The following is a 19,978-nucleotide window of genomic DNA, read 5'->3' on the forward strand; positions in this document are numbered from 1 at the left end:
GTGATGAAATGTGATAAAACAAATTGGAATCATCGCGGACGATCTGACCGGTGCAAATGACTCGGGCGTACAATTGGCGAAGAAGGGACTGGTTTCCACCGTCGTATTCGATCATCGTCATTACCGTCAGGACACCCGTGCCGAAGTACTGATCGTTGATACGGATAGCAGGGCGAAACGCAGCGCGGATGCCTATGAAGCGGCGTATGAAGCCGCTCAATTCCTTGAAGAGCAGGGCTGCCGCCACATCTACAAGAAGCTGGACTCCACCCTGCGCGGGAATGTGGCAGAGGAATTACGAGCGGTGCAGAAGGTGTTCCGGCCGGATTTGGTGCTGATCGCCCCGGCTTTTCCCAAAATGAACCGCACGACGGTACAGGGGCATCACTATGTTCAAGGTGTACTGATCACCGAGACGGAGTTTGCCAAGGATCCCAAAACGCCTGTCATGGAAAGCTATATCCCGAAGCTGCTGCAGAAGGAAGAAGAGCCTGAGGCGGTGCTGGTCTTATCAAGTCAAGTGCGGCAGCCCGCGGCGCAATTTCTGCCATGGCTCGAATCCAAGCTGGCGGAAGGTCAAACCTGGTTTGTATGTGATAGTGAGACGGAAGAGGATTTACAGGCGATATCGGCATTATTTTCACAACTGGACAAGAAGATTCTATGGGCTGGTTCTGCCGGATTAATTGAATACTTGCCGGAGGCGCTGTCCCTGACCTCCGTGGAGGAGGGCAGCCAAGACTGGATTGGGGCGGATAAAGCACTGATCGTATCAGGGAGCTTGTCCCAAACGACCCGGCGGCAGCTTCGTGCGGTCCAAGACATGCCCGACTCGTTGATGCTGGAGATCGATCCGACCGCGTTGATTCGTGAAACTTACGACACAGGAGATGTCCTGCAGCAAATTGCACAGGATATGGACAAGCGTTACTTGGTCCTGTATGTGGACGCTTCGGAAGAAAACCGCAGACTTGCAAAAGAAGCAGGGGATGAGCAGGGATTATCTTCAACCGAGGTAAGCGAAGCGATCTCGCTGGGACTCGGAAGAATGACAAAAGCAATTCTACAGGCATACGCTGATATCCAAGGGTTGGTATTAACCGGCGGGGATACCGCTAAAGCTATCTGTATCGAACTTGGAATGGGAGAGATGCAGCTTTATTCGGAAGTAGAGCCTGGCCTGCCGTTCGGAAGGCTTCAAGGCATGGAGAAAGGTTACTGGACCGTCACCAAAGCCGGGGGCTTCGGCAATGATCAATCCCTGGTAGATTCTCTGCACTATATAACAAATAAGAAAAAGGTGAGAACATGAGCCAGCATAAACCGGTTATCGGGATTACAATGGGAGACGCCGCAGGCGTCGGTCCTGAAATTATACTCAAGAGCCTCATGAATGAGGAGATGTATCATATCAGTCGCCCGATTGTAATCGGGGATGTGAAGATATTGGAGCGGGCAAAGTCCTTTGTGGGCAGTGACTTGGCGATCGAAGCGATTACTGCTGATGAGTTGGAGCAGGTGGACTACCGTTTTGGCACGGTTCATGTGCTTGATCTGGATCTGCTGCCAGCGGACTTGCCGATTGGACAAGTTGCCCCGGAAGCCGGACACGCCGCGTTCAAATTTTTGGAGACGGCTATCGAATTGGCCAAAGACCATAAAATCCAGGCCATATGCACCGCTCCGCTGAATAAGGAGGCCCTGCATAAAGGGGGCCACAAATATCCGGGCCATACGGAGATTCTGGCGGATTTGACCGGAACCACGGACTACTCCATGATGCTGTCCGCGCCGAATTTGAAGGTCATTCACGTTACGACGCATGTCGGCATCATCGATGCCGTCCGGTCCATTCAGCCTGAGCGCGTGTACCATGTCATTAAGCTTGCTCATGAGACGCTGCAGAAGTCCGGCATCGCTGCTCCGCGGATTGCCGTTTGCGGAATCAATCCTCACGCGGGCGAGAATGGATTGTTCGGATATGGCGAAGAGGAAGAGAAAGTCATACCGGGTGTCGAGAAGGCGCAGGCGGAAGGAATCCAGGTCGTAGGCCCACTCCCGGCCGATACGCTGTTCTTCCGGACGGTTCGCGGCGACTTTGACATCGTAGTGGCTATGTATCACGATCAGGGGCATGGTCCCGTCAAAGTGCTCGGCTTGGACGCAGGCGTCAACATTACCGTTGGCCTTCCGATTATCCGCACCAGCGTCGATCACGGAACGGCGTTCGACATTGCCGGTCAAGGCATCGCCGACGAGAAAAGCTTGATGGAAGCGATCCGTCAGGCAGCGGAACTGGCGCCTAAAGCCTAAAGATGTTATTGCCGGGCGGGACATAGCGGCCGCCATTACCTTATTATCGAAGTAACAGTACAAGATTCCGCAGGAACATAAGCTGCTCATAACAAAAAGATGACTCCACCTATGGGGTCATCATTTTTTATGGCTCCTCAGGTTTCTTCGCTGTAACGGGATTCGTTCCTCATGACTGGGATAATCCAAACACGTAAGACTCCAGGAACGCTTTCAGTTGATTGAAGGATTCAGGTCTGGCACTGTATTTATACCGCTCATTCGGCATTTTGAAATGCATGCGCAGGAGACCCGCGGTTTTAAGCAGGGATAGATGGTAGTGCAGGTTGCTCTTTGAAAGGCCGGTCTTCTGCTGCAATTCGGTAAACGTAACAGGGCCTTTAGCCAGGATGTGCAGCAGTACCAGCCGCTTCTCGTCAGCCAACCCCTTGGTCATCCGCAGCAGCCGACTGGTGGGTGTATCCTCGTCCACCTGCTCATCGTCTACGGCATAGCTGATAATGAGCTGTTGGTTGCTCACGTAGTCCATCCGGTTTAACGGCTTGATGTGATAGGTAGGGATAAGAAGAATGGCGCTGTATTCATCTTCAGGATCGAGCACAATTCCGCTTGTTGCCTCATCAATCAGATCAATGTAGGGGAGCTCCCGGCTAAGCTGCTCCATGCGGGCAGCGGAACGTCCCAGCAAGTCGTGAATTTCCGGCGTTATTGTATAGGCCCGGTGCCACTCTGTCATGATCTCATGACTGAGATCCCGGAATGTTTTAAGCCCCATCGGAAACCCGTCTTCAAGATAAGGCGCCAGGATTTCATACAATTGGCCTTCTCCCAAATCGGCAAACCAGGCAAGAAACCTCTCGACGTTGTCTTTTTCCGGGCTGTCTACGATAGCCAGGTGCAGATAAGCAATAAGCTCGAACAAGTCCAGCTCTTCGAGCTTATCCGTAAAAGATGCAGACAGCTTCTTCTGAATTTCCTTCCTCCACTTATTTCCTAGATCATGCATTTGGTTTTTATTATCTGTATATGCGAACAAGCTGGTGACCAGCTCGTGAACAGGCGAATAGTCAATTCTGATAATGGTCATGATCATTTTCTCCTTCAAGTACTCGTCATTCCATTTTTATGATACCACATCCTGATGAAAATAAATATTGAACTATTTATTTGTTCATATATAATTAAACTTAGTCATTCAGTTCAAAAAATTATGAACTAATGGACGGGAAAGAATGACTGGATATGAACAATTGGTTCATTCAGGAATATCTCATAAGGGAAAAGCAGCTGGAAGTGGTTCGGAGGGCCGGAGAGTCTTGGAAATACACGCATGCTTGGGTAAGTTTGTTGGTACGCTTCTTCCCTGCGGAGAAACGGCAATTTCATGCGGTCAAGAGAAAGGCACGAAGTTTAAAATAAGGGAAACAAGGAAGAACCGATCAACCTACGAGGAAACGGAGCTGGAACCGATGGACTTTCTTTCGGAGAATCGTTTGACCGAGTGCGCTATGCAGGCGCCTGAATCGATGATGAATAGCGAGGAGAACCATGACGAACTGTTATCTGCTGTGCTTACTCTGCCTGAAACCCTAAGACAGCCGATGTATTTGTATTATTACGAGGATTTCAATACCCTGGAAATTGCGGAAGTGCTCCAAATTGAGCCTGAAAATGTACGGAACCGCATGAGCAGAGCCCGCAAGAAACTAAAGATGATGCTGGGGAAAAAGCTGGGAGCGATACGGGATGGCCGGGTAAGGGCAAGAAAGGCTCCGCATCCGTCCCCTTGACTTCATTCGTAAAGTTCGGGTATGATTTCCAGTAACTTGAATAACGTTAAACAAAAGCAATGAAGAGAAAGAGTACCTTGGTAACGTCTTTGAACAGAGAGCCCCGGCTGGTGAAAAGGGGTAAGGAAAGAACCTTGGGAATATGGTCTCTGAGCTGTGCACCGAAACCCTGAAGAGGGTTGTAGGCTGCGCCGGATCCCGCACCCGTTAACGTGCTAGGGTATACACGCGATATATGGCGTCGTACCCGAAGAGGTGAATGCCGCAAGGCATGAATGAAATTGGGTGGTACCACGTGAGCGGCAAGCTCTCGTCCCTTTTGGGATGAGGGCTTTTTTTGTTGTCCAAAAAAAGGAGGATGATTGATATGACGAATATTTTTATCGGCGGTGCCTGGCCATATGCCAACGGGTCCTTACATTTGGGGAGGCTTGCAAGCCTCTTGCCAGGCGACGTGTTGGCCCGTTATTTCCGCGCGAAAGGCGATCAAGTCCTGTACGTATCCGGCAGTGATTGTCATGGAACGCCCGTGGCGGTTCAAGCCATTCAGGAGGGCGTGGCTCCGGGGGATATTGCGGATCGGTATCATGGGGAGTTCGTGGATTGCTTCGAACGGCTGGGCTTCTCCTACGACTTATACACGCGAACCGACCAGGCGTTTCATCATGCCGTGGTGCAGGAGCTGTTTCTGAAGCTGCTGGAAAACGGCCATTTGTATCGAAAAACCGTGCGGCAAACGTATTGCGAAACCGATCAGCGGTTTTTGCCGGACCGCTACGTGGAAGGAGATTGTCCCGTATGCGGCAGCAGGGCCCGTGGGGATCAGTGCGACGCCTGCTCCACCATACTTGATCCGTCCGACCTGACGAACAGGACCTGCAAAATCTGCGGAAACCCTCCGGTGGAGCGGCCTACCGAGCATTTTTACGTAGGGCTGTCACATTTCCAGGCTGAGCTGGCGGATGATTTGAATAACGCCCGAGGCTGGCGGGATAATGCCGTGCAATTGACCCGAAGATACTTGGAGGAGGGGCTTCAGGACCGGGCGGCTACGCGGGATCTGACCTGGGGCGTGGATGTCCCTGTTCCGGGCTTCGAGGATAAGAAAATCTATGTCTGGATCGAAGCGGTCAGCGGCTACTTATCCGCCAGCAAACAGTGGGCCGCGGAAACGGGCGGCGATTGGGAATCCTTTTGGCGTAAGGGACCGGGCGAGGTTAAGGCTTACTATGTTCATGGCAAGGATAATATCCCGTTTCATACGCTGATCTGGCCGGCGCTGCTCAAGGGGGCCGGGGATCTGCATGTGCCGGACCGAATCATATCTTGCGAGTACATGACGCTCGAAGGGAAGAAGTTCTCGACCAGTCGCAATTGGGCCATATGGGTGCCGGACTTGTTAAGCCGTTATCAGCCGGACACCATTCGTTATTTTCTCATTGCGAACGGCCCCGAGAAGCGGGATGCCGATTTCTCCTGGAGGGAGTTCATTCACAGCCACAATGGTGAGCTGCTTGGTGCGTTTGGGAATTTGGTCAACCGTGCCTTGGTGTTTGTAAACAAATCGTTTGACGGTAAGGTGCCCGAGGGCTGCATGTCCGAAGAGTGGCAGAACCGGGTTGAAGCATTGTACCGCGAGGCCGGGGCGCTCATTGAGGAGGGGCGACTGAAGGAAGCGTTGGAGTCAATCTTCGGCGTGGTGCGCCTGGCGAACAAATATTTTGATGAACAGAAGCCGTGGATTCAGGTCAAGGAGGATCGCGAAGCGTGCGGGACAACGCTGTACACCTGCGTTCAGATCATTGCCAATTTGGCGAACCTGCTGCAGCCGTTTATTCCGTTCTCTTGCGATAGGATACGAGGCGTTCTCTCGCTGGAGAAGCCTGTGTGGGAGTGGTGCCGTGTTCCGGCTGGCAGGCCGATTCATGGCGTAGAGCTTTTGTTTGAGCGGATCGATACCAGCCGGATTGAGGAGGAAACGCGGAGGCTGGGGGAGTTGTCCATAAGGGAGTAATTGATTTAAGTGTCTAAGATTTAACTGACCCAAGGAGTGAGTAGTAAGTGATCAAGGAATGTAGTGGACCCAGGCTCGAGTAGCAAGAAATCAGAGGTCTAGAGGATCAAAGAAGCAAGGGGTTTAAGTGGCCGAAGGAGCAAGGGGTTTAAGTGGTCCAAGAAGCAAGGGGACTAAGTGGTCGAAGAAGCAAGGGGGTTAAGTGGTCGAAGGAGCAAGGGGGCTAAGTGGTCGAAGAAGCAAGGGGGTTAAGTGGTCGAAGGAGCAAGGGGGTTAAGTGGTTGAAGGAGCAAGGGGGCTAAGTGGTCGAAGAAGCAAGGGGGTTAAGTGGTCGAAGGAGCAAGGGGGTTTAAGTGGTCCAAGGAGCAAAGGGTTTAAGTGGTCCAAGGAGCAAGGGGTTTAAGTGGTTGAAGGAGCAAGGGGGCTAAGTGGTCGAAGAAGCAAGGGGTTTAAGTGGTTGAAGGAGCAAGGGGTTTAAGTGGTCCAAGAAACTAGGGGGCTAAGTGGTCGAAGGAGCAAGGGGTTTAAGTGGTCGAAGGAGCAAGGGGGCTAAGCGATCATAGGAGCAAGGGGGCTAAGCGATCATAGGAGCAAGTGATTAAGGGGGCCATTAGCAGGTGTCAAAGAAGAGGGGGCTGACCCGAGGATCCATTGTGACTGAGTACGGACTGCGATTTTGAGGACTGTGGTTCCGCTATTTCGTTGTTTCTTGGCATTTCCTGGGGTCATGCGGACAGGAGATCCGCTATCGCAAGATATTTCGGGAATAATCCGTGAATATATTATATTAACGGATCCTGTGTCCGCATAATCTCAAAAACAGCTCAATATCAGCAAATAACGGATCTAGTGTCCGCACGGACTCGAAAAGGATCGAGTATCGGCAAATAGCGAACCCCGTGTCCGCATGGACTCGAAAAGGTTCGAGTATCGGCAAATAGCGGACCCCGTGTCCGCATGGGCTCAAAAAAACGATCGAATATCGGCAAATAACGGATCCAGTGTCCGCATGGGCTCAAAAAAAGGATCGAGTATCGGCAAATAGCGGATCCCGTGTCCGCACGGCCTCGAAAAAGGATCGAATTTCAGCGACAAGAGCATCCATCCGGACGATGCCGCTGAATCCATAAGAAGCGAGAGTTTACCGGCTGCAACGCGCAAATAAACGTAAGAGGAGCCCCAGCGGTAAAGCGGAGGGCTCCTCTTCATTATAGTAACGGCATACGTTGTATCTTCAGCGGGTTAGTTGCCCGTTTCATGAATCCAACCCGTCAATACGGTGTTAAAAAGCTCGGGCTCTTCGAACATCGGATTATGGCCGCTTTTTTCAAAAATGACCTTCTTCACGTGTTCCTGCGAGTCGTCTACAGCATCCCAGAGTGATACGGGACTGACCAAATAGTCGTACCGTCCAAGACCGATGAAGACGGGTTTAACGACCTCTTCCAGTGAATCGATCAGATTGAGCTGCGCGAAGGCTTCTCCCCATAAATGATCGATGACGGGCATGCTGGTGAAGACCTCTTCCCACATCCAAGCCGCATCGTAGGCATAGTCATAGAAGCTGTGCGCTCCCATTCGGATGCACATATGAGCGAATCGCCGTTCCGGCTCTCTCTCGATATCCCCAGCCAGCAGGGATATATCCGCTTCAAACTGCCGTTTCCGTTCCGGGCTTGCCGTTTCATTGAAAAAAGCGATGCTCTGCTGCTGCCGCTCCGGGCTATTGGTCGGGGGCGTGTTCAGCAGGACCACCTTCCGGACATGTTGCGGGTATTTTTTGGCATACTCCAGCGCCATGAAGGCGTGCCCCGAATGCCCCAATATAATAAAATCCTCCAGTCCCAGCGTTTGTCTTGCCGTTTCGATATCATCCAGAACCTTATCCAGTGCATAGTCTTCCGGCTCTAGTGTCCGAGGGGGCTTAACAAAGCCTCGATGGTCCAGGAAAATCAGTTGAAATGAAGTGTAGAGTTGTTCCGAAAACAAGCGGGGGTAGTATATACTGCTTCCCACCACCAAAATGGGCCTGCCGTTTCCGCGAATGGAAACATTCAATGCAAATCCTTCGCTCATTACCGTGCTCTGTATGCTCATGTATATCGTCCTCGTTTCGTTTTATATTTTAATCGCACCAGCCCCTTTCCTGTTCGGATTCCATTAGATTCTCCATAGAACGTTCCAGCATTCTATATCACCTCGATTAGCGTTCCTTCAAGCTCAGTATAGCACCAGACATGGGTTCGGTCGACAGCCATCCAAGCTTGCCCGGCCCCCCCACACCGTGTGTCTCTACCACCCGGACCGGTATCGTTCCAGGCCGTTGCTTCAGCCACGGTTTGCATAGGGAACAGTACCTTCGATGTGACATCTGAGCCGTATCGCTGCTGTAAAAAACGCTACTGTACAAAGCATGGTGCATAGGCTTCGAACTGCCTTTCCTCCAGCTTCTTTATTCAGCGGTATTGCGGATCGTTAGGTTGAGGCCAGGATAGTCCGCGGCAATTGCGCTCTTACGCTCGATGATGCGATTAAATTCAAAGGCAGAGCTGAATAATTCCGGCTCGGGCTTGAATGTCACGCTTGTGCCCGTCTCCTGAGTCATGCCGACGATCAGAAGCCCGGTCTGTGGAATACCGTGCCTGTACTCCTGCCGGTATATGTTCCCGTCACGGCGAATCTCCACCGTCAGATGCTTGGAGAGGGCATTGACCACGGCGATGCTGATGCCTTTCTCCGCACCGGGGACCAGAAAGTGTGCGCTGGCATTCAATCGATGGACATTGGTTAGTATCGACTGCACAACAGGGATGTCGGAATTCGGAAGGGCCTGCACGGGGATGCCTCTCCCGTTATCGGTAACCGATACGCTGCCATCTTCATGCAGGAATATGCTGATCTGATCGCCATACCCGCTCGTGTGCTCCAAAATCGAATTTTCCACCACGGCCCAGAGCAGCTGATGAATATCGAAGCCATGCGAGCTCCCGAAATACATCCCCGCATTGTTACGGGCTTCGCTCATCTCCAGGTAATCGCTTGTATCGAGCAAATCGCCTGCAGCAGACAGCAGCAGCAGGAACGGCAGGCTCCGATGCTTAGGAAGAGCGTAGCGGCCTCCCTGCTCCTGCACGAGGAGATCCGCGCCAAGCAGCGCTTTGAGATGGTGATACAGCTGACCCGTCGTTCCCATATTCAACCGTTCTACCAGCTCGGAACCGGATAGTGGCTCTGCCATGACGGCCTTTAAAATATCCAGGCGCTGCTTGTTGCCCAGTGCTGCGAGGATTTTGGCCGCCTTCTCGGTGTTCATGTCCAGCAATTGATCCATTCGCCGTTCCTGCGGCTCCCAGCGGATGCTTTGTCCGTTCAGGTGCACTCGCCCGGAATAGAAGACGGAGCCAGCTTCAGGGTTTGCTTCATTTATCGTAGGTGCTGTTGCAATCTCTTGGCGGTGTTGATTGGATGCGGATGCAGGTTTTCGTTCCATAAGAGCCTGATAGACAAGCTCCTGCAGCTCCGCCATTTGATTCTTTAAGACATCCATCTCTTGGACCAGATCACGTGTCATGGGGAATCATCAACCTCACTTTATCAACATTTATGTTATTACGTAATTATTATATTGCGTAATTCCAACATTGTACACTCATTTTAAGGAAATCATTGACTGAAAAAGCAACTTGTTTGTCTATAGTTGTTTTTTATCTATTTTTATCATCCCAGGTCGTCTTACAATGAACGCAAAGGTCGGTGACATTCATTTGGGTGAAAGAATCATACGGAATTTTATGCAGGGCGATATGCCTCTGCTGGGGGAGCTGTATCAGGCGGTATCCGCAGCGGATGCGCTGTTCTGGTGGGTGGGTGACCAGGAGAATTGGGAGAACGTGTTCTGTGCATTCGAAGACGGGAAGATGGTGGCCAAGGGACAGGTCGACATTATTAACGTGATCCCGCCGGGATGTGCGCCTAACTGCAAGCATCACATTTATGTGAATCTCAAGGCTGTAACGCAGCGAGAGCGGGATAATGATCTGTTAAGTGAAATGTTTAAAGTGCTCTATGAACGTGCGACCGTGTTAAAGCGGACCTTGCCGGAGGCGTACGGGACGTTTTTGTGCGTGGGGAACTATGCCCATGAGATCGGCAATACCACTTTTTTTACAGAGGAGATCGGGTTTCAGCCGCTGGAGAAGCTGTATTCCATGGAGCGGTCACTTGAGGAGCCCATTCCTGCCTTGGCGTTAGAAGATCGCTATCGGTATCGATTGTGGAAGATGGAATCTGCGGAGGAGGAAGAGAAGTATCTAAAGCTCGAGGCTGAGGTTTGGCCGGAAGCGCCGCTGGGGCTTGCACGATTACGGGAATATAAAGGGCATCCCAACTGGACTGCGATAAATGTCCTGGAAGGGGACACGATAATAGGCAGTACCATGGCATGGCTGGAAGAGGGGAACGTCGGCGTGATTGAAGATGTGTTTGTGAGAGAACCGTGGAGACAACGGGGAATTGCAAAATATCTGCTCTACCGTGCCATGTCCTATCTTCAGGCCCGTGGATCCGCCACAGTAAAACTTCAAGTGAAGGCAGCCAATGAAACGGCGTTGTCACTCTATCAGTCGGTAGGCTTTGCCAAAGACCAAGAGGAGCACCGTTATTATCTGCCGATGGAGCAGGAAAGCCACTAAAAAGGATCGACAGCCATACGTGCGTCAAGCAGGTTGGTCAACAGCCATCGAAGCATGCCCCGGACCACGCACCGTACGCACAGGGAGTAATACGCAAGATGTACAATACAAAGACCACGCCTGGAACGAATCCCGACGTGGTCTTTTTTATATGAAGTTAGGAGTTATGAGGTCGATTCTTGCCCGCCTGTTACATTCGGGTTGGCATCCAGAATGTGTTCCGTGACGTTCCACAGCTTCGGCAGGAACCGAAGAACCTCGTCGGCCCGCTGCAGCAGGTCATCGGTGGACGTTATACCGAGATCCGCAAGGATGGCATCAAAAGCAGGGGCGTACTGCTCTTGAAATTCAGGAGTCCCGTCGACTTCCAGTATGTTGTGGCAGCGAGCGAAGGTGGCCACCATCCAGAAAACGGCTTCCCGAGGGCTTCCATTTAGGATCAGCTCGCGGCTGCCGTCAATGGCAATCGGTCTTGCATCCGGCTTAATGTCACTGCTGAAGAAGAAGGGCGTCTTCGCAATGGCAGCAGCGGCATCGAAGGTTCGGGCCAGTCCGTTGAGATGATTCATGGCTTGCTCGGCAGTCATGTCTTTACAGCCCAGCAAGCCTAACAGCTCCTCGTAGATCTCCTCTTGGTCATATTCCTTCAGCACACCGCGAACCGCCGCATAGCGGAGCCTGACCGTGGGGTTGCGAAGAGCGGCGACCAGGAGCATATGGGTGGTTACGCCGGTAGGGAACAGCCAGGAGGTAACCTGGCGATGCCAAGGGGCAGAAGGGTCTATGGATCGGAGTCCGGTTATGATACGTTCGCGCACGTTCTCACAGCGGCGGGCGACCCATATCCGGTCGGCAAAATGACGCGAAACCTCCGTCTGCAGCTTGCGCAGCTGCCCGGTCGGATCGGACATCAGGGTATCTACACGGAAGCTGCCCGCAAGATGATAAGACGTTAATACCTGCTCGGGCGAGGCGAGATCCCGCCAGGACAGATAGGTGGCTTCGATCAAAGCGTCCTGATAGATAAACTTTCCGAGCTTTAGAGGGGGCTCCGCATCCTGGGTAACGATAACGACGTCAATGTCCGAGGACGGAGCCATCTCTGCCTCATCCGACTTTCCGACCGTGGAGCCGCTAAAATAGGCACCCATAAATCCAGGCTCCCTGCTGGCATGCTGCAAGACCCAATCCGTCGCCGCCGCGCGTGCTGATCCAACATTCATAACCTTGTTTCCTCCTCTACCTGCATGGTGTCTCACATAATTAGAAAAAATATCCTGATTCTCATTTCATTATATGGACTTCCCTTCTAATATACAACCGCTTACAAGTGGGCTTAAGCCTTCATGCCGATGGTAAAAACGGGATTACAGAAGAAGAGAAAATGATACTGCTGCAAGGGATTCGAAAGGGCTTGGCACCTATAAATTAAAAGTTCATACGGGTGCGTACCTGCGTGAAACCGAAACGGACATTCTCTCATCGCTAACCATTCAGCGAGGGGGAACGTCCGTTTTTTGGGTCTATAAGAGGTTGTTCAAAAAGTCCGCTTTTGATTAGAAAACCAATCGAGGCCAATCAAGGATGAGCGACCGCGATTCAAAAGTAGGTTTTCTTGCGATATAGAATTTCATCAGTTCTGCTGATAACGAATAAATTCTATATCTAACACGAAGCGAATCAGGAAGCAGCTCGGCATCGAATCTTGAATTCAGCCGGGCCTAAGCAGAAGCTTCCGAAGCCTGTTTCCTGCGGAAACATGTCAGGTGCTCACGTACCCAAAACACCAGATGCTTTCGAAGGCGTTTTCTGCGAAAACGTGTGGCCCCGCTCCTGAAGTCCCTAGCTTCATCCAACTGAAGCGTTTTGAAAAAACGTACATCGGAAGCATAAGCTTCGGTGCTGAAAATCGACCTTTTTGATCACGCACTTTTATTCTATTCTTCCGCAATCACTAGCGTGGTATTGGTTTTTTTGAATTTTGGCATGAAGCTTGCATGGACGTTCGCATCGGTCACGATGGTATCGATTTTGTCGAGCGATGCGATGGAAATGGTGACGTCTTTGCCAAACTTGGTGCTGTCCGCCATGACGTACACCTCTTTGGACAGCTCGATCATTTTTTTGCGCGTAATGGCTTCTTCCAGGTTGTAGTCGGAAATGCCTTTTTCGATGGTGATGCCGCTGCAGCAGATGAAGGCTTTCAGCACATTCAGCTCATGAAAATTGAAGATGTATTCATACGCGACGACGGACTGCTCCTCCCGCCGGATTTTGCCGCCGATCATAATTAGCTCCACATCACTGTCCATCAGTTCGATTGCAACTGGCAGCGAGTTGGTAACGACCGTCAGCTTCTTCTTATGTTTCACGTACTTGGCGATCTGATACGTAGTCGAGCCGCTGTCGATATAGATGCAATCACCGTCATGAACGAATTCGCTGCATTTACGGGCGATCCGATCCTTCTCTTCCAACTGGCTGACCATGCGCTCGTCCATGGAGGATTCGCCGAACCGGGACTCCACGAGCTTGACGCCGCCATAGATCTTCTCGATCCGCCCCTGCTTGGTCAAGGTGTTCAGATCCCGGCGCAGCGTATCCACCGAGACGTTCAGCTCTTCCGTTAGTTCGGTGATCTTCAGTACTTTTCGAATCGTAAGCAGCTCAAGTATTTTCTTTTGCCTCTCCAGTGGAAACATTCGCTCACCCATTCAATCCGCATTAGTAGTTGGTGCCTGCATTCATGTCTAGTTTACCGATTCGCCCGGCCATGTTCAATAGAGTTACCTATATTATTCGTAAGTTAGGCACTTAATGTGGATGAATATGGTCAATAGTTGGTATCGATATATGAATGATATATGCATAATTTACTTACATTTAACAGTTCTCATGATTCTTGTTTACATATGGTTTCTATACTGAGGATGTGTTTAAGGGAGGTGAGCCGTTTGCTGAAGCTAGAGCATATTCGCAAACAATTCGACGATAAAGTGGTTTTGGATGACATCAACGTAGAAATCGGTTCGGGCGAGATTGTGTCGCTGCTCGGTCCGAGCGGCAGCGGGAAGACCACATTACTGAATATTATTTTGGGACTCACCCGGGTGGATAAGGGAAAAATCGTGTTCCAAGATCAAGATCTGAGCAACGTACCGATGAAGAAGCGGGGGTTTAATATCGTTTTTCAGGACTATGCCTTATTTCCCAATCTGAATGCCTACGACAATATCGTATACGGCCTGCGCAATAAGAAGGGGAGTGTGAGTCAGCAGGAGGTACAGGAGTATATCGACTTCCTGGAGCTTCAGCCTCACTTGAGCAAGCGGATCGGAGAACTGTCAGGAGGGCAGAAGCAGAGAGTGGCTCTGGCCAGAACGCTGGTCACGAAGCCGAAAATCCTGCTGCTCGATGAGCCGCTCAGCGCGCTGGACGGCGTGATCAAGGAGTCGATCAAGCAGCGGATTCAGTCGATTGCCAGAGAATTCAAACTGACCACGATCATTGTGACGCATGACCCGGAGGAGGCGCTGACGCTCTCGGACAAAATCCTGATTATCCATCAGGGGCAGATTGCCCAATTCGGTACACCCCGGGAGATTGTCCATCATCCGAGCAATGATTTTGTGAAGCAGTTTATTATCAAGCAGCTGCACATCAAAAGGCAGAACATCTACAACCTGTTCGGTGAGCAGTATGCATAACGTGAAACCGGAAATGCGGATCATCTTTACCGTCATCCTGTTATTGTTCGCCGTGTTTCTGTTCTTGCCGCTGCTGATACTGCTGGTCCGTTCCTTCGAATCCGATCAAGGGTTTACCCTCGGACATTATGTATCGATAGGGTCGAATCGGGAATTCATCGCAGCGATTGGCAACAGTGTGAAGATATCGGGCATCACGGCGGTGATCACAACCGTCCTGGGTTTTATACTCGCGTATTCCATTCATTGCACCAAAATATACCAGCCCCTCAAAGGTCTGCTGAAAACCGTCATCATCGTCCCCATGCTGCTCCCGACCATTACATATGGGTTCGCCATTATGTATTCGTTCGGTAATCAGGGATTGATCACCCGGCTTGCCGGGCGCAACTTGTTTGAAATCTACGGATGGAACGGTCTGCTCATAGGCTACGTCATTTACACGCTGCCTCCAGTATTCCTGCTGATCCATAACGCATTTAAGTATATTGATAAAAAGTTCATCATCGTCTCCAAGTTAATGGGTGACGGAACGATGAGAAGTTTCCTGAATACGATTATGCGTCCCTTGGCCGGGGCGCTTGGCGGAGCCTTTGTCCTTTCCTTTATCTTAAGCTTTACGGATTTTGGCATTCCGGCTTCGGTTGGCGGTACCTATCCGGTCGTGGCAACGCAGCTGTATCAGGTGATGCTGGGCTCCATTCCGGATTTCAACCAAGGCGCTGTCATTGCGGTGATGATGCTGATCCCCGCCGTGTTCGGCATCTGGCTGCTGAACTATTTGGAAAAATGGAATTTCCACTATGACAAGCTCTCGGATATCGAGCTGCCGCGCCAGCGCATTCGGGATATCGCCTTTGGCGTGATGTCGTCGGTCATTGTGATGGGCATGCTGTCCATGTTTGCGGTGATGTTCATCGCTCCTTGGTTGAGCAGTTACCCCTATGACATGACCTTTACGTTCCAGCATGTACGGGATGTGATTCAATCGAGTGATTTGACGGGGGTATACCGAAATTCGCTCTGGGTCGCCTTCTTGACGGCGCTGTTCGGCACCTTGATGGCATACGGATCGGCGCTGCTGAATGTGCGTACAACGTTAAAAGCTCGATCCACGGTGGATATGGTATCGATGATCACGAATACGGTGCCCGGCATGGTGCTGGGGATATCCTACCTGCTCTTCTTTAATGGAAGCAGCCTGAAGGGAACCTTCATCATTATCGTTCTGTGCAATATCGTTCATTTCTTCACGACGCCGTATCTGATGGCCAAGAACTCCCTGTCCAAGATGAATCCCTCATGGGAAACCACGGGAGAACTGCTCGGTGACAGCTGGTTCAAGACCGTGTATCGGGTGATCCTGCCGAACTCGGCCTCAACCGTCATGGAGATGTTCAGCTACTATTTCATCAACGCCATGGTGACGATCAGCGGCATCATCTTTCTCGTATCGGCCCAGACGTCGCTCGTAGCCAGCAAGATCAAAGAGCTGCAGCATTTTGCCAAGTTTAACGAGATCTTCGTACTGTCGATGCTGATCTTCTTCACGAATCTGATCATCAAGCTGGTGTGCGACGCATGGCAGAGGAGAACGGCGCAGCGGTAAAGCTGCCCCATTACGTTCATGTCCGCTGCGATGCCGGATCGTACTTCCGATCGCTGTTGTCTTCGGATTTCTCGGATTGAGATGATTAAGCTGTATAAATCCGAATACAAAGGCGAACGCATTCGCTTCTCCAATACGATTCCGTCCTCTCCGCTGGGTATTGACACTTGAAGTGAGGAGCAACTCCTTGCACGAAATCGCCACCAGCCATTCTGACGCGGAATGCGCAGGCTAATTCATTTTTTTAAATCATTACTAAATAAAAAATTCAAGGAGTGGAGTTAATCATGATGAAGACGCTTAAGGGAATGCTGCTGTCATTGATCGCAATCAGCATGGTGTTTGCACTGGCCGCCTGCAGCAGCGGAAGCGCGGGGGAGGCGAAGAAGGTAGTCATCTACACTAACGGGGATGAAGAGGCCGTCGCTGCAATGGAAACCTCGTTGATGAATGCCGGATACGAAGGACAGTATCTCGTGCAATCCCTCGGTACATCCGAGCTTGGCGGGAAACTGATGGCTGAGGGGAACAAAATCGAGGCCGATCTCGTCACGATGAGCTCGTACTTTATCGAAAGCTCGCAGAGCAAGCATTCCATGTTTAAGGATTTGGCTTTTGACGCAGGCGCTGTCGGAACTTATCCGAAATACTATACGCCGATTCTGGCGAATACCGGCTCCATCTTCGTGAATACGGCAGTGCTGAAAGACAAAGGCTTGCCGATGCCAACCTCCATCACGGACCTGACCAAACCGGAATTCAGCGGGCTCGTATCGATTCCGAACATTATGGATTCCTCCACCGGTTGGCTGCTGGTACAGGCGATTATTAACCAATACGGCGAAGATGCGGGACGCCAAATACTCCATGATCTGATTGCCAATGTGGGACCGCATCTGGAGAGCTCGGGCTCCGGTCCGATCAAGAAAGTGCAGGCCGGAGAAGTGGCTGCGGGCTTCGGACTCCGCCATCAGGCGGTAGCGGCCAAAGCTGACGGTGCACCGATTGATTACGTGGATCCGGTCGAAGGAAACTTCTCGCTGACCGAGTCGGTTGCGGTAGTGGATAAGGAGAATGACACGACCGATTTAGCGATGAAAATGGCCGAGACTATCGTGAAGGATGCCAGAAAAGATCTGATCGTGAACTATCCGGTGGCCCTGTACGAAGGGGAGACCGTGGATGAGGTCAACAAACCTGCGTACTCGATGACTTTTGAGAAGCCACTGACCGTAGAGCTGCTGGAAGAGCACCAGCAATTCTTCAACGGAGCCAAAGAATAAGCCAGCATAGGAGCGATGTGACATGAATACCTACAAGCTTTTGACACCAGGACCTTTGACGACAACCAAGACGGTGAAAGAGGAGATGCTCTTTGACCGCTGCACGTGGGATGATGAATATAAATCGATTACGCAAAAAATCAGGTCGCAGCTTCTGGCACTCGCCGGGGCGGATCCAGAGCGGTACACCGCCGTGCTGATGCAGGGAAGCGGCACGTTTGCCGTCGAAGCGGTGATGACATCCGCCATATCGAATGCCGATAAAGTGCTGATCGTAACAAACGGCGCCTATGGTGAGCGGATCGTGAAAATGGCGGCGTATATCGGACTGAATTACGTGGAGTACAGAGTGAATTACGATGAACATCCAAGCGAGGATGAACTGCGAGCCATACTGCTTAAGGATGAGGGGATTACGCATATCGCGATGGTACATTGCGAGACGACAACCGGGATTCTGAATCCGCTGGAGAAGGTCTCGAGGCTGTCCAGAGAACATGGCAAAACCCTCATAATCGATGCGATGAGCAGCTTTGGCGGAATGGAAATCGATGTGCAGGGACTTGGCATCGACTATCTGATCAGCAGTGCGAATAAATGCATCCAGGGCGTTCCAGGGTTTGGATTCGTCATCGCCAAGCTGGACAAGCTCGCAGCATGCGAAGGGATTGCCCGCAGCTTGGCGCTCGATCTGTATGATCAGTGGAAAGGCATGGATCAGGACGGAAAATGGCGATATACCTCGCCGACCCATGTGGTGGCCGCCTTCTCCAAGGCGTTGGATGAGCTGAACGAAGAAGGCGGTGTATCGGCGAGATACAGCCGCTACCGGAATAACAATCGCCTGCTGCGGGAGAGATTGACGCAGATAGGTATTCACTCTTATATCACCGATGACAAGCAATCTCCGATCATCACCACGTTTTTATTCCCGAGTGAAGGATTTAGCTTCGAGCACTTTTACGCTTATATTAAGGAAAGAGGCTATGTGATATATCCCGGCAAGCTGACCGACGTGGATACCTTCCGCATTGGGAATATCGGAGAAATCTATGAGCAGGATATCGAGCAGTTATGTCATATCATCGAAGAGTATAGGGGAGTGATGGCACAATGAACAGAATCGAAGGCGTTATATTGGACTGGGCCGGAACGGCTGTGGATTTTGGATGCTTTGCACCGGTGAACGTGTTTGTCGATATTTTCATGAATGCGGGCATTGAAGTGACGATGGATGAAGCGAGAGCACCGATGGGGATGCTGAAGATCGACCATATTCGTGCCATGCTGTCCATGCCGAGAGTGTCGTCGCTGTGGGAAGCGAAGTACGGAAGAGCTTTCGATGAGCAGGACGTGGAGCGGTTGTATGCGGAATTCGAGCCGGCCTTGATGGCTTCCTTATCCGAGTACACGGACCCGATCCCGGGTGTCATCGTTACGGTTGAAGTTTTGAAGAGTCAAGGCTTGAAGATTGGTTCTACGACAGGTTATACGAGCAGCATGATGGAGGTCGTGGTGGCAAATGCCCGGCAAAAGGGCTACAGCCCGGATGTCTATTTCACGCCGGATGACACGAATTCCCAAGGAAGACCTTATCCGTACATGATTTATCGGAATATGGAGTCTCTCCGGTTATCGGCTTCCTGGAAGGTCGTTAAGGTGGGAGATACCGTCTCGGACGTGAAGGAAGGCGTGAACGCAGGCGTATGGTCGGTTGGCGTTGTCATTGGCAGCTCGGAAATGGGCCTGAGTTCAGAAGAGTTCCATGCCCTGTCAGCGACGGACCGGGAAGCCGCAATTTCGAGAACTGAACAGACGTTTATCCAGCACGGGGCGGATTTTACGATTCGGACGATGAACGAGCTGCCGGAATTAATCGAGAGAATTAACGGTATGCTGGCTGAGGGGAAAAGACCGGGGCTTCAGCGCTAGGATGGTATTTTAGTAAAGAAACCGAGTGAGATGGCCATACCCCCGTCAAGTAGATACGAATTAAAAAAGACATGTTTAAGAGAAGACCGCTTCACAGTACTCTACTGGAAGCGGTCGTTTTGTTTTCTTATCGGAATATTTGGGTTGTAGAATTTGTGAAGAGATAGGTGGATATGAAGAAAATTGCTAAAATATGGTATGTTCTGGTAACATAAATTCACTTAAAGTGAATTAGGTAGCTTTCAGATATCTTTATTTCTGTTATCCCCAAGTGTTTTTGCCGAATTATCAACTAGTAATTTCTTAATATCTTTTAGTTCGTTCTTGAGACTATCAATTTCCGATTTCAATCCTGAATTTGAAATTGCATTACTAATAATCAGATAAATTATAAGGTAATTTGCTATCATGATAACTATAAATATAATGAGTTCCTGTACTCCAACAACACTATGCATTAATAATTCATCCTTTCTATAATGGAACTACAAAGATTAATTCAGCAATTTAATAGATCCTTTTGTTGGAGATTTTTTGGACTCATCGCAGTGGTTGATGTTAAGTATATATATTTATTCAGAAAATATTGGAAACATTTACATGATATCCAAAATTATAGCATAATTCCGAACCTAAACA

At 50.7% G+C, this 19,978-nt stretch carries 18 protein-coding genes and 1 other annotated feature; of the genes, 11 read left to right on the forward strand and 7 right to left on the reverse strand.

Annotated elements, in window-relative coordinates; translation table 11 throughout:
* Window positions 1-10: 10 nt before the first annotated feature.
* Both OHJ21_RS21245 and pdxA read left to right on the forward strand, forming a co-directional pair.
* Window positions 11-1,312 carry a four-carbon acid sugar kinase family protein gene (locus OHJ21_RS21245; protein ID WP_486021097.1) on the forward strand — a complete coding sequence of 434 codons (1,302 nt, stop codon included), beginning with the start codon at window positions 11-13 and terminating at the stop codon, window positions 1,310-1,312.
* Window positions 1,309-2,313, forward strand: coding sequence for a 4-hydroxythreonine-4-phosphate dehydrogenase PdxA (gene pdxA, locus OHJ21_RS21250; protein ID WP_100539638.1), 1,005 nt, complete (start codon window positions 1,309-1,311; stop codon window positions 2,311-2,313). The genes OHJ21_RS21245 and pdxA overlap by 4 nt, the downstream gene beginning before the upstream one ends.
* Window positions 2,314-2,482: 169 nt before the next feature.
* Here the strand turns inward: pdxA and OHJ21_RS21255 are convergent, their stop codons facing one another.
* Window positions 2,483-3,400 carry an ArsR/SmtB family transcription factor gene (locus tag OHJ21_RS21255; RefSeq protein ID WP_394057600.1) on the reverse strand — a complete coding sequence of 306 codons (918 nt, stop codon included), beginning with the start codon at window positions 3,398-3,400 and terminating at the stop codon, window positions 2,483-2,485.
* A gap of 247 nt (window positions 3,401-3,647) precedes the next feature.
* Between OHJ21_RS21255 and OHJ21_RS21260 the strand changes: the two genes are divergently transcribed.
* Window positions 3,648-4,103, forward strand: coding sequence for an RNA polymerase sigma factor (locus OHJ21_RS21260; protein ID WP_486021098.1), 456 nt, complete (start codon window positions 3,648-3,650; stop codon window positions 4,101-4,103).
* 50 nt (window positions 4,104-4,153) lie between these two features.
* Window positions 4,154-4,424 (forward strand) — a binding site (T-box leader).
* A gap of 46 nt (window positions 4,425-4,470) precedes the next feature.
* A complete protein-coding gene (metG, locus tag OHJ21_RS21265; protein ID WP_100539641.1) occupies window positions 4,471-6,117 on the forward strand; it encodes a methionine--tRNA ligase in 1,647 nt (548 codons plus the stop codon).
* 963 nt (window positions 6,118-7,080) lie between these two features.
* Here metG and OHJ21_RS21270 read toward each other — a convergent pair.
* From OHJ21_RS21270 to OHJ21_RS21285, 4 genes are all read right to left on the reverse strand, one after another.
* Window positions 7,081-7,326 carry a hypothetical protein gene (locus OHJ21_RS21270; protein ID WP_133120346.1) on the reverse strand — a complete coding sequence of 82 codons (246 nt, stop codon included), beginning with the start codon at window positions 7,324-7,326 and terminating at the stop codon, window positions 7,081-7,083.
* A gap of 33 nt (window positions 7,327-7,359) precedes the next feature.
* The gene (locus OHJ21_RS21275; protein ID WP_100539642.1) at window positions 7,360-8,214 is read right to left on the reverse strand and encodes an alpha/beta hydrolase; all 855 of its coding nucleotides are present in this window, start codon (window positions 8,212-8,214) and stop codon (window positions 7,360-7,362) included.
* A gap of 106 nt (window positions 8,215-8,320) precedes the next feature.
* Window positions 8,321-8,527 (reverse strand): hypothetical protein, encoded by a 207-nt coding sequence (locus tag OHJ21_RS21280; protein WP_486021099.1) that lies wholly within the window; start codon window positions 8,525-8,527, stop codon window positions 8,321-8,323.
* A gap of 42 nt (window positions 8,528-8,569) precedes the next feature.
* The gene (locus OHJ21_RS21285; RefSeq protein WP_394057608.1) at window positions 8,570-9,688 is read right to left on the reverse strand and encodes an ATP-binding protein; all 1,119 of its coding nucleotides are present in this window, start codon (window positions 9,686-9,688) and stop codon (window positions 8,570-8,572) included.
* A gap of 232 nt (window positions 9,689-9,920) precedes the next feature.
* On the opposite strand from OHJ21_RS21285, the gene OHJ21_RS21290 reads away from it, so the two are divergent.
* Complete coding sequence (locus tag OHJ21_RS21290; protein WP_394058321.1) at window positions 9,921-10,808, forward strand: GNAT family N-acetyltransferase; 888 nt, start codon at window positions 9,921-9,923, stop codon at window positions 10,806-10,808.
* A 164-nt stretch (window positions 10,809-10,972) separates the two neighbouring features.
* On the opposite strand, the gene OHJ21_RS21295 is transcribed toward OHJ21_RS21290, so the two are convergent.
* Both OHJ21_RS21295 and OHJ21_RS21300 read right to left on the reverse strand, forming a co-directional pair.
* Window positions 10,973-12,031, reverse strand: a complete 1,059-nt coding sequence (locus OHJ21_RS21295; RefSeq protein ID WP_394057609.1) for a hypothetical protein — start codon at window positions 12,029-12,031, stop codon at window positions 10,973-10,975.
* 714 nt (window positions 12,032-12,745) lie between these two features.
* Window positions 12,746-13,522: a DeoR/GlpR family DNA-binding transcription regulator gene (locus OHJ21_RS21300; protein ID WP_243390891.1), complete on the reverse strand. Its 777-nt coding sequence runs from the start codon at window positions 13,520-13,522 to the stop codon at window positions 12,746-12,748.
* Between the two features lie 240 nt (window positions 13,523-13,762).
* Between OHJ21_RS21300 and OHJ21_RS21305 the strand changes: the two genes are divergently transcribed.
* The 6 genes from OHJ21_RS21305 to phnX all read left to right on the forward strand — a co-directional run bounded on the left by OHJ21_RS21305 (window position 13,763) and on the right by phnX (window position 19,339).
* Window positions 13,763-14,515, forward strand: coding sequence for an ABC transporter ATP-binding protein (locus OHJ21_RS21305; RefSeq protein WP_486021100.1), 753 nt, complete (start codon window positions 13,763-13,765; stop codon window positions 14,513-14,515).
* Complete coding sequence (locus OHJ21_RS21310) at window positions 14,508-16,124, forward strand: ABC transporter permease subunit (protein ID WP_100539647.1); 1,617 nt, start codon at window positions 14,508-14,510, stop codon at window positions 16,122-16,124. The genes OHJ21_RS21305 and OHJ21_RS21310 overlap by 8 nt, the downstream gene beginning before the upstream one ends.
* A gap of 18 nt (window positions 16,125-16,142) precedes the next feature.
* The gene (locus OHJ21_RS21315; protein ID WP_486021101.1) at window positions 16,143-16,295 is read left to right on the forward strand and encodes a hypothetical protein; all 153 of its coding nucleotides are present in this window, start codon (window positions 16,143-16,145) and stop codon (window positions 16,293-16,295) included.
* Window positions 16,296-16,411: 116 nt separating this feature from the next.
* Entirely contained in the window at window positions 16,412-17,407 is a 996-nt protein-coding gene (locus OHJ21_RS21320; protein ID WP_326111777.1) for an extracellular solute-binding protein, read from the forward strand.
* Between the two features lie 22 nt (window positions 17,408-17,429).
* On the forward strand, window positions 17,430-18,524 hold the full coding sequence (phnW, locus tag OHJ21_RS21325; RefSeq protein ID WP_486021102.1) for a 2-aminoethylphosphonate--pyruvate transaminase: 1,095 nt from the start codon (window positions 17,430-17,432) through the stop codon (window positions 18,522-18,524).
* On the forward strand, window positions 18,521-19,339 hold the full coding sequence (phnX, locus tag OHJ21_RS21330) for a phosphonoacetaldehyde hydrolase (protein ID WP_100539650.1): 819 nt from the start codon (window positions 18,521-18,523) through the stop codon (window positions 19,337-19,339). Before phnW ends, phnX begins: the two co-directional genes overlap by 4 nt.
* Window positions 19,340-19,978 lie beyond the last annotated feature (639 nt).

Source organism: Virgibacillus sp. LDC1, assembly GCF_025792345.1.
Taxonomy (GTDB): Bacteria; Bacillota; Bacilli; order Paenibacillales; family Paenibacillaceae; genus Paenibacillus_AQ; species Paenibacillus_AQ lautus.

What these genes read in the sequence shown, in the direction of transcription:
- metG (WP_100539641.1), top strand. Translation starts at nt 4,471, where the DNA reads ATGACGAATATTTTTATCGGCGGTGCCTGGCCATATGCCAACGGGTCC.
- phnW (WP_486021102.1), top strand. Translation starts at nt 17,430, where the DNA reads ATGAATACCTACAAGCTTTTGACACCAGGACCTTTGACGACAACCAAG.
- OHJ21_RS21290 (WP_394058321.1), top strand. Translation starts at nt 9,921, where the DNA reads ATGCCTCTGCTGGGGGAGCTGTATCAGGCGGTATCCGCAGCGGATGCG.
- OHJ21_RS21320 (WP_326111777.1), top strand. Translation starts at nt 16,412, where the DNA reads ATGATGAAGACGCTTAAGGGAATGCTGCTGTCATTGATCGCAATCAGC.
- OHJ21_RS21315 (WP_486021101.1), top strand. Translation starts at nt 16,143, where the DNA reads ATGTCCGCTGCGATGCCGGATCGTACTTCCGATCGCTGTTGTCTTCGG.
- OHJ21_RS21310 (WP_100539647.1), top strand. Translation starts at nt 14,508, where the DNA reads ATGCATAACGTGAAACCGGAAATGCGGATCATCTTTACCGTCATCCTG.
- OHJ21_RS21295 (WP_394057609.1), bottom strand. Translation starts at nt 12,031, where the DNA reads ATGAATGTTGGATCAGCACGCGCGGCGGCGACGGATTGGGTCTTGCAG.
- phnX (WP_100539650.1), top strand. Translation starts at nt 18,521, where the DNA reads ATGAACAGAATCGAAGGCGTTATATTGGACTGGGCCGGAACGGCTGTG.
- OHJ21_RS21270 (WP_133120346.1), bottom strand. Translation starts at nt 7,326, where the DNA reads ATGAAGAGGAGCCCTCCGCTTTACCGCTGGGGCTCCTCTTACGTTTAT.
- OHJ21_RS21285 (WP_394057608.1), bottom strand. Translation starts at nt 9,688, where the DNA reads ATGACACGTGATCTGGTCCAAGAGATGGATGTCTTAAAGAATCAAATG.
- pdxA (WP_100539638.1), top strand. Translation starts at nt 1,309, where the DNA reads ATGAGCCAGCATAAACCGGTTATCGGGATTACAATGGGAGACGCCGCA.
- OHJ21_RS21300 (WP_243390891.1), bottom strand. Translation starts at nt 13,522, where the DNA reads ATGGGTGAGCGAATGTTTCCACTGGAGAGGCAAAAGAAAATACTTGAG.
- OHJ21_RS21275 (WP_100539642.1), bottom strand. Translation starts at nt 8,214, where the DNA reads ATGAGCATACAGAGCACGGTAATGAGCGAAGGATTTGCATTGAATGTT.
- OHJ21_RS21255 (WP_394057600.1), bottom strand. Translation starts at nt 3,400, where the DNA reads ATGACCATTATCAGAATTGACTATTCGCCTGTTCACGAGCTGGTCACC.